The sequence below is a fragment of the Streptomyces sp. NBC_01012 genome, from assembly GCF_045162755.1.
Lineage (GTDB): Bacteria > Actinomycetota > Actinomycetes > Streptomycetales > Streptomycetaceae > Streptomyces.
Map to the genome: position 1 here is coordinate 46,089 of NZ_CP108689.1, position 21,124 is coordinate 67,212.

Annotated in this window: 15 protein-coding genes and 4 pseudogenes; 11 read left to right on the top strand and 8 right to left on the bottom strand. The window is 68.5% G+C overall.

What is annotated here, in order from left to right; genetic code table 11:
• Nucleotides 1–155 precede the first annotated feature (155 nt).
• Nucleotides 156–326 (bottom strand): annotated as a pseudogene (locus tag OG623_RS34815) (IS5/IS1182 family transposase); the annotation flags it as partial.
• A 145-nt stretch (nucleotides 327–471) separates the two neighbouring features.
• Nucleotides 472–1,428, bottom strand: coding sequence for a LysR family transcriptional regulator (locus OG623_RS34820; protein ID WP_406152203.1), 957 nt, complete (start codon nucleotides 1,426–1,428; stop codon nucleotides 472–474).
• A gap of 349 nt (nucleotides 1,429–1,777) precedes the next feature.
• Here OG623_RS34820 and OG623_RS34825 point away from each other — a divergent pair, with 349 nt between their 5' ends.
• The gene (locus OG623_RS34825; protein ID WP_331726080.1) at nucleotides 1,778–2,752 is read left to right on the top strand and encodes a site-specific integrase; all 975 of its coding nucleotides are present in this window, start codon (nucleotides 1,778–1,780) and stop codon (nucleotides 2,750–2,752) included.
• A 41-nt stretch (nucleotides 2,753–2,793) separates the two neighbouring features.
• Here the strand turns inward: OG623_RS34825 and OG623_RS34830 are convergent, their stop codons facing one another.
• Entirely contained in the window at nucleotides 2,794–3,729 is a 936-nt protein-coding gene (locus tag OG623_RS34830; protein ID WP_331726082.1) for a LysR family transcriptional regulator, read from the bottom strand.
• 127 nt (nucleotides 3,730–3,856) lie between these two features.
• On the opposite strand from OG623_RS34830, the gene OG623_RS34835 reads away from it, so the two are divergent.
• Together OG623_RS34835 and OG623_RS34840 are read left to right on the top strand one after the other, a co-directional pair.
• Complete coding sequence (locus OG623_RS34835; RefSeq protein WP_331726084.1) at nucleotides 3,857–5,101, top strand: MFS transporter; 1,245 nt, start codon at nucleotides 3,857–3,859, stop codon at nucleotides 5,099–5,101.
• A gap of 97 nt (nucleotides 5,102–5,198) precedes the next feature.
• Nucleotides 5,199–5,798: a cysteine hydrolase gene (locus OG623_RS34840; RefSeq protein WP_331726086.1), complete on the top strand. Its 600-nt coding sequence runs from the start codon at nucleotides 5,199–5,201 to the stop codon at nucleotides 5,796–5,798.
• Between the two features lie 221 nt (nucleotides 5,799–6,019).
• Here OG623_RS34840 and OG623_RS34845 read toward each other — a convergent pair whose 3' ends face one another.
• Nucleotides 6,020–9,079, bottom strand: a complete 3,060-nt coding sequence (locus tag OG623_RS34845) for a Tn3 family transposase (protein ID WP_331726087.1) — start codon at nucleotides 9,077–9,079, stop codon at nucleotides 6,020–6,022.
• 157 nt (nucleotides 9,080–9,236) lie between these two features.
• On the opposite strand from OG623_RS34845, the gene OG623_RS34850 reads away from it, so the two are divergent.
• Together OG623_RS34850 and OG623_RS34855 are read left to right on the top strand one after the other, a co-directional pair.
• A complete protein-coding gene (locus OG623_RS34850) occupies nucleotides 9,237–9,752 on the top strand; it encodes an SRPBCC domain-containing protein (RefSeq protein ID WP_331726089.1) in 516 nt (171 codons plus the stop codon).
• A 37-nt stretch (nucleotides 9,753–9,789) separates the two neighbouring features.
• A pseudogene (locus tag OG623_RS34855) lies at nucleotides 9,790–9,926 on the top strand (NAD(P)-binding domain-containing protein); the annotation flags it as partial.
• Between the two features lie 89 nt (nucleotides 9,927–10,015).
• Here the strand turns inward: OG623_RS34855 and OG623_RS34860 are convergent.
• Nucleotides 10,016–10,279: pseudogene (locus tag OG623_RS34860) on the bottom strand (Tn3 family transposase); the annotation flags it as partial.
• 170 nt (nucleotides 10,280–10,449) lie between these two features.
• On the opposite strand from OG623_RS34860, the gene OG623_RS34865 reads away from it, so the two are divergent.
• From OG623_RS34865 to OG623_RS34885, 5 genes and pseudogenes are all read left to right on the top strand, one after another.
• On the top strand, nucleotides 10,450–11,034 hold the full coding sequence (locus OG623_RS34865; RefSeq protein ID WP_331726093.1) for a hypothetical protein: 585 nt from the start codon (nucleotides 10,450–10,452) through the stop codon (nucleotides 11,032–11,034).
• Between the two features lie 402 nt (nucleotides 11,035–11,436).
• On the top strand, nucleotides 11,437–11,976 hold the full coding sequence (locus tag OG623_RS34870) for a hypothetical protein (RefSeq protein WP_331726096.1): 540 nt from the start codon (nucleotides 11,437–11,439) through the stop codon (nucleotides 11,974–11,976).
• Nucleotides 11,976–13,124 carry an integrase gene (locus OG623_RS34875; RefSeq protein ID WP_331726098.1) on the top strand — a complete coding sequence of 383 codons (1,149 nt, stop codon included), beginning with the start codon at nucleotides 11,976–11,978 and terminating at the stop codon, nucleotides 13,122–13,124. The genes OG623_RS34870 and OG623_RS34875 overlap by 1 nt, the downstream gene beginning before the upstream one ends.
• A gap of 414 nt (nucleotides 13,125–13,538) precedes the next feature.
• Nucleotides 13,539–13,758 (top strand): annotated as a pseudogene (locus OG623_RS34880) (hypothetical protein); the annotation flags it as partial.
• Nucleotides 13,755–15,842, top strand: coding sequence for a hypothetical protein (locus tag OG623_RS34885; RefSeq protein WP_331726100.1), 2,088 nt, complete (start codon nucleotides 13,755–13,757; stop codon nucleotides 15,840–15,842). The pseudogene OG623_RS34880 and the gene OG623_RS34885, both read left to right, overlap by 4 nt.
• Before the next feature lie 82 nt (nucleotides 15,843–15,924).
• On the opposite strand, the gene OG623_RS34890 is transcribed toward OG623_RS34885, so the two are convergent.
• The 3 genes from OG623_RS34890 to OG623_RS34900 all read right to left on the bottom strand — a co-directional run bounded on the left by OG623_RS34890 (nucleotide 15,925) and on the right by OG623_RS34900 (nucleotide 20,583).
• Nucleotides 15,925–16,863, bottom strand: a complete 939-nt coding sequence (locus tag OG623_RS34890) for an SMI1/KNR4 family protein (protein WP_331726102.1) — start codon at nucleotides 16,861–16,863, stop codon at nucleotides 15,925–15,927.
• Nucleotides 16,864–17,012: 149 nt separating this feature from the next.
• The gene (locus tag OG623_RS34895; protein ID WP_331726105.1) at nucleotides 17,013–19,592 is read right to left on the bottom strand and encodes a DUF262 domain-containing protein; all 2,580 of its coding nucleotides are present in this window, start codon (nucleotides 19,590–19,592) and stop codon (nucleotides 17,013–17,015) included.
• A 220-nt stretch (nucleotides 19,593–19,812) separates the two neighbouring features.
• Nucleotides 19,813–20,583, bottom strand: a complete 771-nt coding sequence (locus tag OG623_RS34900; protein WP_406152208.1) for a hypothetical protein — start codon at nucleotides 20,581–20,583, stop codon at nucleotides 19,813–19,815.
• 335 nt (nucleotides 20,584–20,918) lie between these two features.
• On the opposite strand from OG623_RS34900, the gene OG623_RS34905 reads away from it, so the two are divergent.
• On the top strand, nucleotides 20,919–21,083 hold the full coding sequence (locus OG623_RS34905; RefSeq protein WP_331725901.1) for a hypothetical protein: 165 nt from the start codon (nucleotides 20,919–20,921) through the stop codon (nucleotides 21,081–21,083).
• Nucleotides 21,084–21,124: the final 41 nt, after the last annotated feature.

A 21,124-nucleotide genomic window follows, 5' to 3' on the forward strand; every position in this document is an offset into this window, starting at 1 on the left:
GCTTCCGGCCCGCGTCGGTTCGGAGACGGCCAAGGTGTCCGTGCCAGGGCGGGGCGCAGGCTGCGGCCACTTCGGTGAAGGCAGCACGCGCCGTCCGTGGTGATCGCCATGCGTCACCGCCCAGGGGCGCAGCCACTGCAACGTGAAGTTCTCCCCTGGGCGGTGGCGTCACCGCATCGCAGATGGGCCAGGGCAGAGAGAGCCTGACGGTTGGCGGTCAGCCGACGCCATCGGGTCCCGGTCTCCCCTCGCCGGGCAGCAAGTCGTCCTGTCAGGCACCACAGGGTGCGACTGGACAGGTCGGTCGACGACGGGTGAGTAAGCACACGAAGCTCCTGGTGGCTACAGGCGATCTTGGTCGAGAACCCGTCTACCAGGAGCTTCGTCGTTCCACCGATCTGTCCAACACACGGCCGGCACACCGTCAGAACTTGTCGCCGTGGCCTATATGTCGGCGGGGCGTGTCGGTGGCTACCAGGTGCGGGCGGCCTCCCGCAGTCGTTCGCGGACGCGCAGCACGTCAGGATTCGTCTCGGCTCCGGGGCGCTGGAGCAGGAAGAGGGTGTTCAGGGGCGCCTCTTCCGGGTCGTACAGAAGGATCAGCCGGCCGGTGTCGAGGTCGTTCTGGCACAGGGAGCGGGGCAGGACGCTGTAGCCGGCGCCGGCGTTGACCGCGGAGAGGACGGCATAGAGGTTGGGGACGGTGACGGCGGCGCGAGCGGTGTGCTGCTTGCCGAAGATCGTTCGCCAGTAGCGGCGGATGATGGGCAGGTCCTCGGCGTAGGTGACCATCGGGACCTCGCGCAGGGCGGCGCACAGGTCGTCGGCTTGCGAGTGGCCGCCCGTGGGTGCGGCCCAGGTAGGGGCGGCGACCAGGACGTATTCCTCATCGGCGAGGGGAACGGACTTCCAAGTGCGGCCGCGTGGGTGCCGGGTGGCGATGACGAGGTCGTGGCGGCCGCCGCGCATCTCCTCGATGAGCGGTTCGGGCAGTCCCTGGGCCACTCGCAGCTGGACACCTTCACTGATGAGCGGGGCCAGGGCGGGCAGGACCCGGACACACAGCAGCTCCGAGGGCCCGGCCAGGTGCACCGGTCCGGCCGCGGCCGCGGTGTCCTCCAGGCCGGCGAGCGCGTCGAGCGGGGCGGCGATCTGTCCGGCGAGCTCGTGGGCGTAGGGGGTGGGGTCGACGCCGCGTGGGAGGCGGGTGAACAGCGCGCGGCCCATCTGCTGCTCCAGGGTGCGGATCTGCGCGGTCACCGTGGGCTGGGAGAGGCCGAGCCGGGGGGCGGCGGCGGTGAAGGAGCCGGTGCGGTGGACGGCCAGGAAGGTGCGCAGCAGATTGAGGTCCGCGTGCGGCGGAAGCTGCTTTCCAGCGGTGGCGGGCGTGGGGGTCTCCTGGTCCGCGGCGCGCGTCTGGTTCTTCATGACGGCAAGGATAGCGGCCACAGTCATCGGGATTCCGATAGTTGAAATTGGATTGCTTATTGGGATACCGATGGATTGTGGGTCTACCTTCGGAGACGTCACCGAGTGGTGGCATCCCCCACCGGCGGCGACGCTGAAGCCCGGGGGTTGAGGAACATCGGAACGAAAACTGGCGCTAAGCCTCGATCGGCCCTGGTGGGCGGCTGACGGTGCGTCGGTAGCGGGGCAGCTTTGAAGTCTTCCCCCAGATAACACCCCAATATCTGCGGTAACTTGATCCGTCACCTGTGGTGACGCTCTCCGGCCGCTACGTGAAGCGGCCCTGTTATCTGCGGCAAAGGGGAAAACGGTGCCCGCCGTCGTACAGCTGCCCGTCGGGAAGGCGTTGACCGTCCGCGCAGCGGCGGACGTGTTTCTCGACTCGCTCGGGAACCCGAACACGGTCCGGAACTACGGGATCGGGGTGGGCAAGACCGCCGAACGGCTCGGCGAGGCCCGGCCTCTGGCGTCGGTCGCGGACGACGAGATCGGTGAGGCCCTGGAACTGCTCTGGGGCACCGCGGCGGTGAACACGTGGAACTCCCGCCGGGCGGGGGTGCTGTCCTGGCTCGGCTGGTGCCGAGAGCGCGGCTATGAGGGGCCGACGGTCCCGGCCTGGGCGAAGCGCTTGGCGGTGCCGGACTCCGATACCCCGGCCCGCTCGAAGATGGCTGTCGACCGGCTGATCGCCCGCCGCGACGTCCATCTCCGGGAGAAGACGCTGTGGCGGATGCTCTACGAGACCGCCGGACGGGCGGAGGAGATCCTCGGCCTCAACATCGAGGAGCTGGACTTCGCCGGGCGCCGCTGCTCGGTTAAGGCGAAGGGCGCCCGGACCAAGGCCCGCCGCCGGGGCCAGGCGCGCGAGGACTACGTACTGGAGCCCGTGTACTGGGACGCCGGCACCGCCCGGCTCCTGCCCCGGCTCCTCAAGGGCCGATCCCGTGGGCCGGTGTTCGTCACTCACCGCCGCCCAGGTCCGGGCAAGGTCGTCAGCCCCCGCGACGTGTGCCCGGACACGGGCCTGGCCCGCCTGTCGTACGGGCAGGCTCGCGCGCTGCTCGACGAGCACACCGCCCTGCGCGGCCCGGGGACGGGCTGGGATCTGCACGAGTACCGACACTCTGCTCTGACCTACCTCGGAGAGCAGGGCGCCTCGCTGCTGATGCTGATGGCGAAGTCCCGGCACAAGAAGCCTGAGAATGTCCGTCGCTACTTCAAGCCCTCCCCGGAGGCGATCTCCGAGCTGACTAGCCTGCTTGCTCCTGGGGACGCCCGCCGTTGACCGCCTGGACCCCGGCGGGGCTGGCCGCGCGGGCGGGCCGTTCAGCGCGGAGTCACCCAGCCCGGTGCCCAGGTTCCGGCGGCGTCGTGGCCGGCCGCTGTGGCAGCGAGGTGGGCGCGGAGGGTGGCCAGCGCTGGGTGGGGGTTGTCGCGGTGCCAGAGGAGCGAGTGCGGGTAGATGGGCGTCGGGTCGGTCACCGAGATGCGGCGCAGGTCGTGGCCGGTGGGCCAGATAAGGCGGGTGTGCCCGCCCATGAAGGTGGCCAGGGCCGGGGTGTCGGAGATGGTGTCGAGGAGCGCGTCGGAGCCGAAGTTGGGGCCAGTCGCCTCGATGGTGAGGCCGAACTCGGCGACGAGGTCGTGGTAGTAGGCGGCCCACTCGGTACCGGGGACGATGCCGGGCATCCAGATCCGGTGCCCGGCGAGCTGAGCGACGGTCACCGACCGGGCGCCCGCCAGCGCGTGGACGGGGCCGGTGAGGAGCTGGAGCGGCTCGTCGAGCACCCGGACAGACTCGATGTCCTCGGGAAGGGGCTGGCCGGGCGCGGCGACGGCGCGGAAGGACGCATCGATCGCACCGGACCGGATGGCGGCGATGGCCGTCTCGATCTCGAACACCATCACCACGTCAAGGCCGATCTCGGGGTACGCGTGGTGGAAGCCGCGCATCAGGCCCGACTGCGCGCCGCGCGAAGCGATCACGTCGACGCGCAGCGGACGGCGGCCGGGGCGCACGGACGCGACCGCGCGCTCGGCGACGCGCAGCAGCTCACGTGCGTGGGGCAGGAACGCCTGCCCGTCGATGGTGAGCTCGGCGCCGCGGGGGGCGCGGGTGAACAACCGCACGCCGAGGCTGCGCTCCAGCGCGGCGATGCGCTTGGAGACAGCCTGCTGGGTGATCGACAGGTCGGCTGCGGCTTTCTGGAACTGGCCCGCTTCCGCAACGGCGACGAAGGTACGTACTGCTTCGAGATCCACGCCGACCCATCTTAGTGAACAACAGATGGTTGTGGACAACTGGCAGCGCAGTTGTTTGACCTGCTGTTGTGCTGCTCGCTTAGCTCTCACAGGTCAACGTCAGTTTGTTCAGGTGGGAGCGCTGCGCATGGTGGGCAGGAGACCGTTGGGCCGTCAGTTCGGCTGGCTGTGGACGGCATATGCGGTGAGCGCCTATGGATCCGGGCTGGGGTTCGGTGCATTGCCGCTGATCGCCGTGCTGGCGTTGCACGCCAGTCCCGCTGAGGTGTCCGCGCTGTCCGCGGTGGGGCCCGCGGTGGGCGCGCTGATCGCGCTGCCACTCGCGCCGTGGGTGGAGTTCCGGCGCAAGCGCCCAGTCATGATCACGATGGACCTGACCCGGTTCGCGGTCATGGCGACGATCCCGGTCGCCTATGCCTTCGACCGGCTCAGTTTCGTCCAGCTGCTCGTGATCTCGGCCGTGGTCGCCGCAGCCAAGATCGCCTTCAACGCGGCCAGCGGCGCCTACCTCAAGGCCCTCGTCCGGTCGGATGACCTGCTCGTGGCCAACGCGCGGTTCGAGTCCACGAACTGGAGCTCCATCGCGGTCGGGCCACCGCTGGGCGGGGCGGCGATCGGCTTGTTCGGGCCGGTCATCACCGTGGTGGCCGATGCGTTCAGCTACCTGCTCTCCGCGCTGTGCATCACTGCGATCCGCGGCCGAGAAGAAGCGCCGCAAACAACCGGCAAAAGCCCGGCCCGGGCGGGCGCATTGCTTGACGGCTGGCGACACATCATGGGGCATTCCGGCTTGCGAGCGCTCTACCTCAACCAAGTGCTCGTTGCCGGTCTGATCATGGCCACCGAGCCGCTGCTGGCCGTGCTCCTCCTTCGCCAGCTCGGGTTCTCGCCCTGGCAGTACGGCCTCGCCTTTGCTGCTCCCTGCGTCGGCGGACTCATCGGCTCGCGGCTGGCCCGCCGAGTTGTGGCCCGATACGGCCAGCACTGGGTCTTCCGGACCGTCGGCACCCTGCGCGCCATCTGGCTGATCGGCCTGGCCTTCGTGCGTCCCGGCGTCGTCGGCCTCGTCACCGTGATAGCCGTCGAGCTGGCGATCATTATCAACATGAGCCTGTACGCCCCGGTGCTCGCCACCTACCGGCTCGAACACACACCCAAGCATCTCGTCGCCCGCACCCTGTCGGCCTGGTCAATCGGCCAGCAGGCGTCCATCGCCATCCTCACCGCGCTCGCCGGGCTGCTCGCCGACGTCACCACCCCACGCACCGCTCTCACAGTCGCGGGACTGCTCATCCTGACCACTCCGCTCCTGCTTCCCCGACACGACCAGACGTCGCAACACGAGCCGGAACTGTCCCGCAGCCACTCATGACACACCGCAACTCGCCCCTGAAGCCCGCGGGCCGCAGCTGGTCCGCCGATGCACATCCGCGTCGACCAGACACACCATCAGCAAGGAGAACACTCGCGTGACCACTGCCCCCGCACTTGACCCCACGCACACCGCACTTCTCGTCATGGACTACCAACCCGCGGTCCTGGCCGTTCTGCCCGAAGACGGGGACCGCAAAGCCCTGCTCGATCGCGTGGCAGGGGCCATCGCCGACGTTCGCGCAAATGGCGGCACCATCGCCTACGTACGCGTCGGCTTCACCGAGGCCGACTGGGACGCGATCCCGGCCTCCAACAAGTCCTTCGCCCCGCTGGCCCAACACCGCGTCATGCACCACGAGGACCCTGCCACCGCCATCCACGAGCGCCTGGCTCCCCAGGACGGCGACATCACCGTGCGCAAGATCCGCTATGGCGGCATGTCCACTACCGACCTCGACCAGCAGCTGCGCGAGCGCGGCATCACCACTCTGGTCGTCTCCGGCATCAGTACCAGCGGCGTCGTCCTGTCCACCGTCATCGGCGCGGCCGACCTCGACTACCAGCTCTACGTCCTGTCCGACGGCGTCGCCGACCCAGACACCGAAGTCCACAACGTCCTGCTCCACAAAGTCTTCCCCTCACGGGCCCACATCATCGACACCGCCGAGCTGCACGCCTTGCTCCGGGGTGACTGACTCGAACCACGAGCCGATGCCACCCACGGCCGCCGCACCCCCAGTGCGGCGGCCTGCCCACACCCCAGTGCCGGCCCAGCAGCAGCCTGGGGCTCTCGCCGGCCGCCTACCGCACCCGCCGCCACGCCCTCCGCCAGTGTTACTACTCCCGGCACCCTACGAGCCGGTGACCAGTGCAAACGTCGCCGCCGGGACAGTCCCGGCGGCGACGGCCACCAGGTTCACACCTCTTCGGTCGCGTCCGGGTCGCGCAGCGGGCGCATACCGCCGGGCAGTTCGGGGAGCTGGAAGGAGTACCGGCCCAGCATGTTGATGTGCTGCCGTACGAATGGGGAGAGGCGGGCCACGTCCTCGTCGCGGACGTCGAAGCCGTCCGCGCGCAGCTGGTTGACCGCGGCGTCCATGTACCTGGTGTTGAAGAGGACGACGGCGTTGAGGACCAGGCCGAGCGCGCCGAGCTGGTCCTCCATGCCGTCCTGGTAGCGCTGGTAGAGCTGTCCGGAACGTCCGTGGAAGATCTTCCGGGCGAGCGCGTGGCGGCCCTCCTGGAGGTTGGCCTGCGCCTTGATCTGGCGGCGGTAGCCGGGCTCATCGGCCAGGCGCAGGATGTGCAGGGATTTGGCGATCCGCCCGTAGTGCGCGATCGCGTCCCCCAGCGGGGTCGGCCGCCCGTCCCGCGACAGCATCCGGATCACGTCGTACGCGCGGACTGCGCCGGTGTGGATGGAGCCGATGATCCGCAGGATGTCCTCCCACTGGCGCTCGATCCGGGCGAGGTCGACCCGGCCGCGGGCGGCGTCGGTGAAGGCGCCGTAGTCGGCGGTGCGGTCGATGCGCCACATCTTCTGGTCCGGCAGGTCGGCGAGCTGCGGCGCGTACGCGAACCCGGCCAGGGTGAGGAGTCCGAAGACGATGTCGCTGTACGAGGCGGTGTCCGTGACGATCGTCTCCGGGCGCTTGCCGCCGTCCCGGTCGTAGAGGACGTCCAGCACGTACAGCGAGTCGCGTGGGGTGCCAGCCACCACCTTCCCTCCCAGTCCCGCCGCCTGGTCGTTGATCATGTTCAGCCACGTCGCGCCGCCCCGGCGCCCGAAGTACTTGGGGTTGGGGCGGGCGTAGACCGACGGGACGGGGACGACGAACCGCATCCCGTCGACCGAGGCGACCAGACCCCCGCCCCACACCTGCGAGAGGGGGATGGACGCCTGGTGCTCGATGAGCGTGGCGTTCGCGGCCCGGTAGGTGGCCAGCCGCAGATACGTCTGGTCGACGTGCGACAGCCGTCCGTACTTCAGCGCCTCCGCGCCGCCGATGACCGGCGTGTAGCCGACGTTGCAGCCGTGCGCGACCAGCAGCGCGGCGACCGTCACGTGCAGGTCCTTGAGCCGGGCCTCGCCGCCGGTGATCGAGGTGAACGCCTGGTCGGCGCCGGTCCACGAGAACACCTCCAGCAGGACCTCCGGCAGGTCGACGCGGGGCATCATCGCCTCCACCGCCTTCCGCAGGTCGAGCAGGGAGGCCGGTTCGGGCTCCGGCTCCAGAGCCGCGAAGTGCAGGCGGCCGTCGTCGTCGAACACGATCTGGGAGTTCGCCGGCACCCGCCCGGCGACCTCCCGGTACGTGCCGTCGAGCAGCGCGGCCCGCGCCGCCAGGTGCTCGCCCGGCTCGCCGGGCAGGTTCAGGGAAGCCAGCACGGTCGGGCGGACCTGCTCCCACGCCTCGCCGTCCAGCAGCTTCGCCCGCGGGTCACCCCACTTCGAGGAGTTCTTCGCGAACACCTCCCGCCGGCGCAGCAGCCGATGGAAGGACTCCAGCACGCAGAACACGTACGCCTTCCAGTCCACCGTGCCCGCCTCCAGGTGCGGCGCGCTCAGGACCAGCCGCTTCCACGAGCCCACCAGCAGGGACGTGTCGATCTCGTCGGGGCCGACCTTCTTGCGCCCCATCAGATCGGGCAGCGACTTCAGCGCCTTGAGGACCGGCAGGCCCTCCGGGGTGGCCCCGAAGTCGACGACCTGGACAAGGAGCGCCAGGAACGGCCGCACGGTGGGGAACCGGGTGACCAGCAGCGACCGCCATGCCTCGTCCGCGTCCGAATCGATCGGCGGCGCCAGCTCGAACAACGCGGCGATCGCGGCGGCCAGCTCCTCGCGCGGCACCACCTCCTCGATCCGCTCCCACATCGCCGTCAGCGTCGCCACCTCCGGCGGACTGATCTCCCCAGACTCGGTGTCGACCTGCTCGCTCGTGGTGTCGAACACGACCCGGAACGCGGTCGCCAGCCTGATCCCGGCCCGCTCCATCCTCGGCAGCGTCTTCAGCTTCTGCTTCGCCGTCTCCCGCTCCGCCCGCGCGAGCAGCCTCGTCGCGATCAGCACCTCCAGCAGATCCAGCGCGTCGTCGACCGCCCTGCTCGTCAGGTAGACCGCCGTGGCCAGCAGGGTGGCCAGGCGCCGCGAGTCGCCGTGGCGCCGCAACAGGGACGCCTTGCCGTCCACGCCGTACCTCGACAGCTCCGCCAGTCGCCGCGGCGGTATCCCGGACACGTCCAGCTCACCCATCCCGAACGCATCGATCTCCGCCGCCCGCTCAAGCGCCCACTTCATCTGCGGCCCGGAGATCCGCACCGGGCCGCGCCGCAACCGGTCCAGCTCCGACACCCGCGCGCCGGGCGGCACGGTCAGCAGGGAGTCGAGCACCGCCCGCTGACCGATGCTCAGCAGCCCGTAGAGGCTGTCCCACAGCCGCTGGTTCGCCGCCTCCCGCACCGAGGCGACCAATCGCGCGAGCGTCGTCACGCCGGGCAGCAGCACCCGCCGCTCACGCAGCCACCCCACCGACGCGTCGAACAGAGCCTTCGGGCCCTCCCCGGTCGTCCAGGCCCGCGCGTCCACCCACACCCGCAGCTCGGCTTCCGCCTCGGCGAACTCCGTGTACTCCAGCAGTTCGCGCAGCTCCCACACGTGCTCGAACCGGGTCTTCCACCGCTGTTCCCCGTACGCCTTCAGAACAGACGAGTCCTCGATGCCGAGCTGCTGGGCGAGGTAGTCGACGACCTCGGCCGGCACGTCGGTCGGGTCGTCCAGGAACACCCCGAGATAGCGCGCGGTCGTCAGCTGGACCGCGAAGCCCAGCCGGTTGTGGGACCGCCGCTTCGCCTCGATCAGCTCCCGGTCCGCGTCGTCCAGGAAGAAGAACCGCTCCAACTCCGTACGGGACGGTGCCCCGTCAAACGCCGCGTACGCGGCGGCTTGCGCATCCGTCAGAAACTCGACCGGCACCCCGGACCTCCACACAGTCAATGATCAACACGACTGCCGAAGGTTCCGCCTCCACCAAAGCCCAGGTCAAAGCGCTCTCAGGCGTGCGATGGGCTTAGCGCCAGTTTTCGTTCCGATGTTCCTCAACCCCCAGCCCTCACCTGTGAAAGGCACCCCGATGACCACGCAGAACGCGATCACCTGGCCCGAGCACTACCTTCCCGGCACCGGCGACAACTTCGTCTCCAACGAAGTCATCGTGCCCGGCCCCACCGCTGCCCGGGTCTGGCGCTTGCTGACCGACACCTCCCAGTGGGAGGGCTACTACGACAACGTCGCCGACATCTCCTTCCCCGAAGGCGGCGGCCCGGTCCTCACGGACGGCCTCGTCTTCAGCTTCGGAACCTTCGGCTTCCCGCCTCTGGCCGCGCTCGTCACGGAGTTCCAGGCCCCTGCCGACGGTGTTCCCGGCCGCCTGTCGTGGACTGCGAAGCAGGACGGCAGCCCGGAGGAGAAGCTCGACGTGCTGCACGCCTGGCTGGTCGAGGACCTGCCCGGCGGCCGGGTCCGCGTCCTCACCCAGGAATCACAGATCGGACAGCCGGCCGCCGACCTGGCCGACGAGCGCCCGAACCCGATGCTCAACGGCCACCAGGCATGGCTGGACGGGCTGATCAGCGCCGCCCGCGCCTGACCCGGCCCCAGCCGTATCCCGAAGGAAGACAACCGTCATGACCGCCAAGCTCACCGTAAGCGTCCTGGGTACCGGCATCATGGGCGCGGCGATGGCCCGTAACCTCGCCCGAGCCGGGCACACCGTCCGCGCCTGGAACCGCAGCCGCGCCAGGCCGAGCCACTGACCGCCGACCACGCCCAGGAGGACCTGGCCGCCGCGTACTACGCGGGCCTCGGCGAGCAGCAGGCCGCCTGACCGGCCGAGGACATCGCCACGCGGGTTCAGCCCTCACCCTCGTCGTCCTCGGCGGTGTCCGGGCCCCGGAAGGGTCGCAGGCCCTGGCCGGGGATGCTGGCGATGATGTTGAACAGGTAGCGGCCCAGGAAGTTGATGTGCCGGTCCTTGAGCGGGGAAAGCCGGGCGACGTCCTCGTCCTTGATCTCATGCCCCGCCGCGCGCAGCCGCGCGACGGCAGCGTCCAGGTAGCGGGTGTTCCAGAGGACTACGGCGTTCAGGACCAGGCCGAGGGCTGCGAGCTGCTGGTCCTATCCGAACTAGCCCAGCCGACGGCCGGCAGGGGGTACGCACAGGTCGAGTCACTGAAAGTAATTGTCTGAAATCGTGGAGCCTTGGAGTGTCCGGGCGTGTCGCGCGCCGCTGCGTTCTGCACGGTCACCCGTGACAAGGCGCCCAGGACCAGGCGACAATCCCGCATATGGATGACGCGTTCACACTCCTTCGGCAAGCCGTTGGCGTACTGCCGGAGGACGCCATGGCAGAGAACGGCCAGACGGTTGGAGATGTTCGCAAGGAGATCGAGCTCCAGGAGTGGGAGACGGCGCTCGATGTGCTCATCGAGATCGCGGATGTCCATCCGGTATCCATCACCTTCTGGGAGATGCTCTCCGAGGCTGCCCGGCAGATGATGCTCGACCGCAGCCGCCGTTGGTGCGAGTGGCGGAGCTGGGAAGTCAAACACGGCACGATCCGTGCCACCTTGGCCCTCCTGGGAGCCGGCGAGGGCGGACGCCAAAGTGCCTTCTCAGGGGACGGCCGGCTCAGACCTCTGTGGGACATCAGTCACCGCACCGCCGACGGACGGCAAGATCTGAACATCGCGCGGGTCTGGGTGGAGTTCGAGCCGCAGCTTGGCCCTGGAGAGACAGCCGACGTTCGCCTGGCTCCCCTGCAGCCCGAGCAATGGCGGCATCTGAAGCCCGGTGACGTGATCACCATGCACGAGGCCCAACCGGCCGCTGGCATCGCCGAAATCATCGAGGTCCTGCCGCCTCGTGCCTGAGACCAGGGCGGCCAGGGGCGAAGGGCCCGTGGTCAGACGGCTGTCAGCCGCTGTCAGGGCTGCCGGTGGCGCAAGCCGCATAACTCGTGTTCAGGATTCGAGGTCAAGGCCCCTGCACGGAAGATCGATGCAATGCCGTGCTCACCGCATTTCGCCCGCAACTCACAGATTGCTCAGTAGTCACACCGCGTGGTGACTTAAGACTTTTTCCTGATGGTCAGGAGTGGTGATCTCCGTTCGGTGATGCGCCTCAAGCGTTCTGGAGGAGCCGGGGCGGGGTGACGGAGAGCCGGTCGCGGCCGCTGGTTCCGCGGGTCGGACGGCGAGTCATCAGGGTGACTCCGCTGGACAATCACCCACCTATAATTTCCCTTGTACGTGGCTGCTGCGCTGGGAGGGATCATGGAGAACGAGGGGGATGGGCGTCCGCTGCTCCTGCTCGATGTGGACGGCCCTCTGAATCCGTACGCTGCCGCGCCGCAGAGGCGGCCGGCGGGGTACAGCACCCACCGCATGCGCCCGACCGGGTGGGAGAATCCGTGGGACAAACCCTTGCGGGTATGGCTCAACCATGGCCACGGGGCAGACCTCCTGGCGTTGCCCTACGAGCTGGTGTGGGCCACGACGTGGAAGGACGAGGCGAACGAGTGGATCGGCCCGCACCTCGGCCTGCCCGCGCTTCCCTTCGTCGACTGGGCCACCATGACACCGCAGCAGGGCACCCGACTGCACTGGAAGACACAGGCGTTGGTCGCGTACGCCAAGGGTCGTCGGTTCGCATGGGTGGACGATGAGCTCGGCCCGGAAGACCGGGAGTGGGTCCGTAAGAACCACGATGCTCCGGCGCTCCTGCATTGGGTGGACCCGCGCGTGGGTCTCCTGCCGGACGACTTCGGGGCACTCGCGAAGTGGGCAGCGAACCAGGAGCAGGTGACAGCGTGATGGAACACGAGGCCGACGCGGAGGTGGTGGACGCGGAGCTGGTGGAGGAGGGCCATCTCCCCGCAGCGATCCAGCCTCGTCCGGCGGCCCGCCCGGTGGTCGACCGGCACACCATTCTCTATCCCGGTCAGGGGCTCCCCACCGAGGCCGACCAGCCGACGTACACCGAGCGGGACCTGTACGTCTCCGAGCAGACCGCCGAGCGGCTGGAGAACCAGTCCGCGCCGAAGAACACCAGCGCCAACTACCAGTCCCAGCGCGGCAAGTTCGCCGCCTGGTGCTCCGACGAAGGCCGTGTCGCCCGGCCGTGCACCACCGCCACCTACGTCGAGTACGTCGCGCACCTCATCGAGCTGGGGCGCTCCCCGAACGCCATCAACGCCGCCATGTCCGCGATCCGCACCTGGATGCCGGAGGACCAGAAGCCCGGCACGAAGCAGGCCCGGGGCATGCTCAACGAGTACAAGAAGACATGGGCGAAGCGCACCGCGGTCCGTAAGGCGCCTCCGATCACGGACGAGTTGCTGCGGGCCATGGTCGCCACGTGCGATCTGCGGACCATCGCGGGGCGTCGCGACCGGTGCATGCTGCTCCTCGGCCGGGGCGCCCTCAACCGCAGGATCGAGCTCGCCGATCTGTCCATCGCCGACGTCGCGGTCGACGACGACTTCGTCACCCTGCACATCCGGTCCTCCAAGACCGACCAGGAGGCCAAGGGCGAGCACACCGACATCCCCGCCGAGGACGACCCGCTCCTGGACCCCGTCGCAGCCGTACGGGGCTGGCTCACCGCCCTCCACCACCTCGGCGTCCGCGAGGGCGCGTTCTTCCGGGCCCTGACCTCCCGCGGCACCCTGCAGAACCGGGCCGTCGCGAAGGAACGCGGGGACTACGTCACCGGGGACGCCATCAACGACTGGGTCCGCAGCCGCGCCCACAAGGCCGGCGCCAAGAACTGGCAGCAGATCACCGCCCACGGGCTGCGCCGCGGCGGAGCCCAGGCCATCGCGGAGGCCGGCGGTGATCCCACGAAGCAGGGCCGATGGAAACCGGGCTCGGCCGTCGTGAAGCGGGAGTACCTGGACCGTGCCCAGTCCAGAGCGGAGAATCCGTGGCTCAAGGTGCAGGCGAAGCGGCGCGAGAACTGAGGTGGCCGAAGCCCCAAGCCGGACAGAACGTCGACGTCAGGGCGTGCATGTTCGGCTCGCGCCGACCGGGCGGACGCCCGGCAAACAAGTCAGCGCATTCTGCACTCGCCCTGCGACCAGGAGGTAGCCCGCATCTCTGCCCCGGACACAAGTCCAAGTCCCGCCGGAGCTGACAAGAAGTGGGCAGACAGGCTTCACCGAGGCGGACCGGCGGGGGCTGTCGCCGCTGTTCTGGACCCATGTGAACTGTATGGCCGGTTTGAAGTGGATATGAACAGCCGTCTCGACCTGGATCTTGCGGCCACCAGGGCCGCAGTGCCCGGCCCTCGAAGTTCACAAGGCGAGTCAGCCGGCGCTCCGAGCTGGGCTGACGAGGACGCCGTCGATCTCGATGACGACGCCATGGACTGAAACCGCACCCACCGTCACCGCCTCAACCGCGGCGACCGGACCGCGAACAACGCCCTGCACACCATGGGCTGAACAAGAAGGAATCACGCGCTGCCTCAAGCGATTCGTCGCCCGCGAGGTCTACGGCCCGCGTGAGCAGAATGGCGATCTATCCCCTACCGCGTGGGCAATGCACGTGATGTTCTTGCGTCGAACATTCGTACCCTTCAAGGGGGATAGTTGAGACGCACACGCATAACGACGGCGCTGCGCTGCATGGCAGCCGGCGCCGTCCTCGCTGTTCTGGCCGGGGCGTCACCCGCTTTAGCTGCCGAGCCTGATTCACTGGCCGCGCCCCCGAAGGTCCACGGCCCGGAAGCACAAATGTCGATCATGGCTGGGTCGCGGCCGGTGTCGGGCACGGCCCCGTCGGCTGGGCCGAGGTTCACCAAGTCGGGCACTCAGTGGCGGGTGATCGCCCCGGAGGCCGTGCTGCGTAACACGGTGACCGACCCTGACGGGGACACGTCGACGCTGACGTTCGAGGTGTGGACCGTCAAGGCGGACGGCACTCCGGACGCCAAGGTCAAGCTGACCGATGCCAACCCCTACGGTGTCCTGGTGTCGCCGTATGTGGCGTCGGGGTCGCTGGCCAGTGTCAAGGTCGACTACGGGTTCCTCAAGCCCCGCACGCAGTACATGTTCCACACCAACGCCTTCGACGGCAGCCTGTACGAGACGGACTGGTCGCCTTGGACGAAGTTCACCATCGAGCCGTACGCGACGTTCCCGGTGGCGCAGTCGACGTCGGGGATCGACCCGGTGGCGCAGACAACGGTGGAGTTCACCCGCACGGATCCGGACGGGTCTGCCACCGTCGCCCCGCCGTCCGCGATCTCGGAGCCGACCCTCTCGGACTTCGCCAAGGATGAATGTTCCAAGCCGGACAAGCAGGACCGGCGGGTGTGCTTCACGCTCGACAAGAGCACCAAGGACAAGGCGAAGCAGTCCAAGGCGCCCAAACCCGGCAAGACCAGGGAGACGACGCAGACTTTCACTGATGCCTCTGCTGAGGCTTTGGCCGGGTCCCCGACTCCGGGCGGCAATGACGCGGTGGACCTGGTCGACTGGTGCACCAACGCCGCCGACGGCCTGGACTACATGAACCGCACTGAAGCCTGCCTGAAGGACTTGGGCGAAGGCGAGCTGTGGTTCTTCGACTCAGACCCGCAGATGCCGGCCATTGGGCGCGGTACGTTCCTGTTCGAGCAACGCATGAAGACGTACCGTAACAAGTCGGAGAGCGGCAGCGACTTCGCTGAGTTCGATCAGCAGTTGGTCATCATCCCCACCTACATCGACCCCGCCCTCCAAGGCGTCACGATGAAGTGGAACGTCGCCTCGTCCTGCTCGTCGTGTGATGTCGCGCCGATCCAGTGGACCGACGACGGCGCCAACCCGACCGTGGGCGCGCACTGGACGTACGACCCGACGAGCGACTACTCCGGCCGGTGGGGCACCGTCGTGACCCGGTGGACCGGCACGGGGAAGGAACAGATCGACCTGGACTGGACAATCACCGCCAGCGTCGACGCCAGCAACTCCGTCGACGCCACGGCCGACTTCGGAAGCAGCGGCGGCAGCGTGCTACGCGAACTGGCTCCCCGCTGCGACGACATCACCCGTGGCGCAGTCACACCGGGCTGCGTGTTCCCGTTCTTCAAGCCGACGTTCACCGTCGACACCAACCTCTACCCGGCAGCCGGCGCCTACTACTGGGTCATGCAGGAACGCATGCCCGACCACGCCGGATCGAAGAAGTGGGACAGCCTGCTCCACTACCTCGGCCCGGACACCACGGTGAAGAACCCGTCCACCGGCGCGGCCTGGTCCTCGGACGACAGCCGGAAGGTGGTGTGCCCGACCACGTGGACCAAGCACCCCGCCGACCCGATCGTGGGCAACACCGACTGCGACGAGTACGCCCCCGCGTCCACCCACGAGAGCGGCGGATTCCCTGGCGGCGTCAATCAGGTCACGGACGGCAGCAAGTGCGCCCAGCTGTACACGGACTGGGCGTTCAACGGCGTCGGCGACGGGTCGACGTCGTTCGGCCTGTTCGCTGACACCCGCACCGCGACCAACGGCCCCACCGGCACCGAACACTGCGGACGGGCGGCGATCGACTCCGCGCAGAACCAGGGCGCGTTCAGCAAGCTCCAGCCCAGCGTGTGGCGGCTGCTGGACGATGACGGGTTCTTCGTCGAAACCCCCGGCTTCAACCACTGCTCGGGGACGGCGACGACCTGCATCTGGCGTAAGGTCTAGCACCGCCTAGCCCTCGGACAGGGCAAAAGAAGGGGGCGGCCAGGTCATCACACCTGTCCGCCCCCTTCCGCGTTCCCGTACGTCAGCCGGTGAACCGCTCCCACAGGGCAGCCTCATCCGCGGCAAGCGGCGGCCCCCACACCAGCCTGCCGCCGATCAGCCCCGGCAGGTAGCCGGTGGCCAGCTGCGGATTCTCCAGCTTGTCGGCCATCTCCTCCAGCAGCATGCTCAACGTCTGGTCCCCGACAGCCCGCACGGACGTGTCGTCCCAGTGCCCGACCTTGCCCGTCTCGGCGTCGACGAACAGGCCATAGCTGGTGTCGGTCACCGACCATGAGCAGAACGGAATCCATGACGGCTTCCATACCGTCTCGTCTTCAATGCCCCACCCGACTCCTAGCTCCCGCTGGTTTCCCCTGTGCCACCGGTAGGACGTGGCCACCGTGCCCAGCGGCATCAGCGCCCAGCCGTAGTCGGGCATCACGCCCGCCCCCGGGGTGTCCTTGCCTCCCGCGCACAGCAGCCACAACGCCCGCAACTCCACGGGTACACGTACCCCAAGTGAATGCTCCAGCGAGGCGATCTCGTACGTGGACGCGCCGGGCAGCAGCGCCGCACGGGTAGCCGGTGCGTGCTGCTCAAGCCAGCTGATGATCCGTCGCCATGCCTCGGTCACCTGTCGCGTGGCGATCTGCTGCATGCGGGGATCCGGCACGGCCGCGGGGGCCTGCTCGTCGCCGGCGTCGGGGAGCGGCCCGGTCGCCTCGATGTCTCGTATCTCGAGCCGGTCTACGTCCAGCAGGGGCGGACCGAAGGCGTAGCGCACGATCAGGGGCGGGCACGCATCGAAGGTGTCGCTGTCGATCATCGCCGCGTACAGGCCGAGCCTGCCGGCGCGCTCGCCAAGGCGTGGATCGTCGGCCAGCTGCCGGGCCAGGGTCTTGACCGCGTACAGGACACCGTCGCCGAGCTCGGTGCAGCGAGCGCGTATGTGGTCGGGCAGGTCAACATTGACGGTCACTGGGAAGCATGCTCCTTGCGTAGGGCTCGGGCGTACCGCTGGGCGCGTTCGGCCGTTTCCGCCAGGGTGGGTTGCTGTGCCTCGCGGGAGATGAGCTCATGAGAGTGAAGTTCCCCCGCAAGCTGGACAGCAGGTGCTGAAGTCGGAGCTCAGGACACGTCCCGGCCGATCCAGCGGTCCCGGAACCAGGTCAGAGTCTCAGCGAGCGCGTCGCGGTTCCCGTCCTTCTCCAGCAAGACCAACCGGAAGTTGGGACGTAAGTCCAGCTTCCCCTCCGGGATGTCGACGCCGTCCAAACCGTTGACGCGGCCGAGGAGCTCCGCGCGCAGCAGGCGGTCGGTGAAGGGCTCGCGGGTGGCGAGGTACTGGAAGACCACCTCCGCCGAACCACCGCGTCCACCACCGGGGTAGAGCACCAGCGGCCAGATCCCGGCGCCGGGAAGACCTGCCGCACCCAGCATCAGGAAGGCGCTGGTAGTGACTTGGCCGGCCCCATAGCCGACCCAGCCGCCCAGCTCCTCCCACCGGGCGAGGAGAGTACGCACCGCGCCCACGGTCTCGGGGGTATCGTCCGCGGCGAGCTGGCGGAAGAACCGCTCGGCCCGGGTTTCCTCCTCTGGCTCCGCTCCGTCGCGCCCCGCCGCCACCGCGCCCTCCGAAGACTGCTCCTGGTCGGGACCGGCCAGCAGCAGTGCCAGATCGGTGCTGGTCAAGCGTTGCGCCGGGTCCGCGGCCCCGGTCTGGGTGAAGTGGATGCCGTCGGCGCTCAGTCGCGCCCGTACGTCCTCACCCTCCGGCTGCGGGCCGGCCCAGCGAAAGCCGTCGGCGATCCGGCCCTCCGCGTTGAGGACGCGGTAGGCCTGCACGACGCCCGCGGTCTGGGCAAGGTGGTTGCCCACCGCCTGGGCGCCGGAGCCGATGTACGCGGCGAGGTCACCGTACGACGTCCAGGTGCCGTGCGGCAGGGCGGCGAGGACCTGGTGGACGAGCTGCCAGTCGCGGCTCCGCTCGGCTCGGCCCACCCCGCGCAGCGGGGACGGCCACAGCGCGAGCGCCCGCTCGGCCATCTCGTCGGCGCGGGCGCCGATCTCGCGGGCGCCCCAGCGGTCGGTGGCGGCGATGCGGCGGTTCATCTCCAGGTGGCTGCTGTGCAGCAGGTCCTGCTTGCGGTCGAAGGGGTGGTTGGAGAGCTCGGAATTCTGAGCGGTGAGGGTCAGGTTGCCCAAGGTGTGCTGGAGTCGGGCGTGCACGTCCTGTGGGGTCTCGCCGTCGGTGGCGTCCTCGGCGAGAACTTGGAGCCAGTCGTCGCCCGCCGACTGCGGCAGGACGTGCTCGATGGTGAGTTTCGCGGCGGCGAAGTCCACAGGCTCGGGGTGGTCGTAGCTCTCCTCCAGCCGCTGGAGGACCAGTTTGCGCTGCTCCGGCCGGCCGTACAGGTAGAAGGGCGCAGTCCTGAACTTCTCGCGCAGTTCGTCGTCGTCGGGCCAGTAGCGGTTGCTGGCGGAGAGGAGCTGACGCAGCCCGTCGGCGACGGGGACGTCCAGCGGAAGCTGGGCGGGAACCGACTGGAAGATCCGGCTGAGGTTGTTCGGCGGTACGCGACACACGGTGCGGCGTACCAGAAAGCTCTCGATGTACGACAGGGCGCGGGCCGTCTCCGCCGAGTCGGTCTCTCCACGTTCGCGGCGGTCGAGCAGCACCATCAGCGCCGGGTACGTAGCTGCGGCCTCCCAGGCCTCGAGCCGGCGAAGGTGGGCACGGACGGCCGGATCGCCCTCCTCGTCGGGGCGGACCACCTTACGGAAGTGCATGGACCGCCGGTGCAGTTCTTTCACGTACACCTCGATGTCCGCTTCCCTGACCTCGGTCTGCTCGAAACGGTGCTGCTGAGCCGCGTACAGGTCCTGGCGGCGGACCCGGTCATCGCCGTCAAGCACGAGCTGCAGCCACATGAGCTGTTCGAGCTCTCTGTTGCTCAGGCTTGCCTGGAGCGGCAGCCAGTACGTCTCGTAGACCAGTTCGCCACGGGTCGGCAGCCGCATGAAGAGGTAGTTGCGCAGCAGGTCGGCCTGGCTAAGCTTGAGACCGGTGTTGTTGAGGGACTCGAAGATGCGGTGGACGTTGTCACCAGCCTCGGCGGTCACCGCGACCAGGGTGAGCCGGGAGGTGATCGCCTGCTCGATCCGGAGGACGTCCTGCGGGTCGGCGGGGTCCTCCGCCTCGACGAGCTTGCGGCGGAAGAAGCGGTAGGCGACAGAAACGTTGTCCCCCGCCGCCTGCCCCTCGTGGGTGCCTCGGATGTGCGCGGCGTAGTTCGGCCGGTCGGCCTGGGTGGGCAGGAGACGGAACCGGTCGTTCTCGTTCTTCCGCTTGTTGATCAGGTATTCCTCGTCAATCCGCTCGGCCTCGTCCGGCCGACTCTGGGCGAGGTGGTCCCGGATGGCGGCAAGTGCGAGGGAGATCGTGGTCAGCCGCTGCTGGCCGTCGACCACCAGCCAGCGAGGGAACGTCGCCTCGTTATGCGGGGACGGGGCAAGCACCACGGAGCCGAGGAAGTGCGCGCTCGCTTTCTCCCCGGTCTCCAGCAGGTCCACCTGATCGAGGATGTCGCTCCACAGCTGAGCCAACTGCTTCTCTGTCCAGGAGTACGTCCGCTGGTAGAGCGGCACCTGGAACTGTTGAGCCCGCCCCTGCACGAGGTCGGCGAACAGCGTCTCTTTGGCCTGCACAGTGGTACCCGCTCCCCTTGGATTCCCTCGACCCCACGCCCATACGCCCCGCACAGTGGTGCCTGGAGGACCGACAATAGGGCGTGCCACCGACGCTCTTCCGCAAAAACGATCGGCCCCGGAACGGTTCACCTCGCGGCCCAGCTGCGGCCACCGCTCCGGATGCCGCGCGATGTCGACGAGACCCGATACCCCGCCCATACGTGGGCTCCGTCCGTCCTTACGGTCCCTGCTGCGCCGGCACCGACGCAGTGGCCGTTGACGGAGTCGACTCACGCCGGTCTGGTGCTGCAGCCATCGCGTGGACCAACGTCGAAAGGATCTCCCCCCGCTGCTCCTGTGACAGATCAGCGTCCGCCACAAGGCGCTCCGCCGCGAGATAGCGGGACAATTCCAGGGGTTGATCAAAATAGCCACGCAGATGACTTGCCGCCGCCTCCTGCGACCGGATGAACGTCTTGCTCACAAATCCAGCCAGAGCGGCAGCAACGACTCCGAGCCCACCTGCCACGATCGCCCCGGCGGTCGAACTGGTACGCACCGCCAGGCCAGCGAACACAATAAGAAGCGCGAAACCGGCCCACATCGACCTCTGCGCATTCCGGAAGGACGTCTCCGCCTGCCCAGTGGCGATGTCATGGTAGAGGCCGAGGCGCGCATGAGTGGTTTGCCACAACTCAGGAAGCGCAAGGCTCCCGGAGCCCAGCGGCTCGTCAGACTTGGGTTGTCGGGCCTCCCTGGACTCACGCTCGTTCCGCGAGATCAGATCTCTTTCGGCCTGCGCGATGTCCTCTTTCGCTACCTCGGCGGCGACTTGACCGGCCGCAGCGCTGGTGGCGTACACAGCATCCGCGGTACCCAGGTGCTGGTGTCGCAGCGCCTCGGCGAGGCGATCCTCGGCCTGATTCAGGCGATGCCGGCTTTCGCCGACCTTCGCCCTCTTCTTACGGGACTGCTCACGCGAGATGCTGACCCCGACGACGATACCCACCGCGACAACGAGAGCAGCCCCCACAACCTCAATAGTTTCCGACGGCCCTAAGTAGACCCATAAGAACGCGACGGAACCAATCAGTCCCGCTGCAGCAAGGGCGGTTTCTCCCAAGACGCTAGGCATACGTAATCCCGGGCGGCCGCCACGTCGCGCTCTGGGTGGCTCATCTCTACTGCTGGTCGGCATGGCTCAAGAGCATGCCCCGAGTCAAGTACTGCGTCCACCGATTCAGGTACATAGGCGATAGCGCGCCAGCCGTACCACCGGTCACTGGGCGGACGCCAGCGATCAGGCGCCGCCCCTAGTCATTCGGCTGCCCCCTGCTGAAACTCGTGGCGCTCGTCGAGTGCGGCACCCAAGCCCTGCTCGGCGCGGCTTTCGGCCCGGACACCACCGGCGAACTCGGCTACGCACGCCGTCTGCTGCCCCACCTGGACACTTCGATGGTGCTGCTGGCCGACGCCTACTACGACGCATACGACTTCTGGAGGCAGTGACCGGCACCGGCGCGTCCTTCCTGCTGCGCTCGACCCGCAAG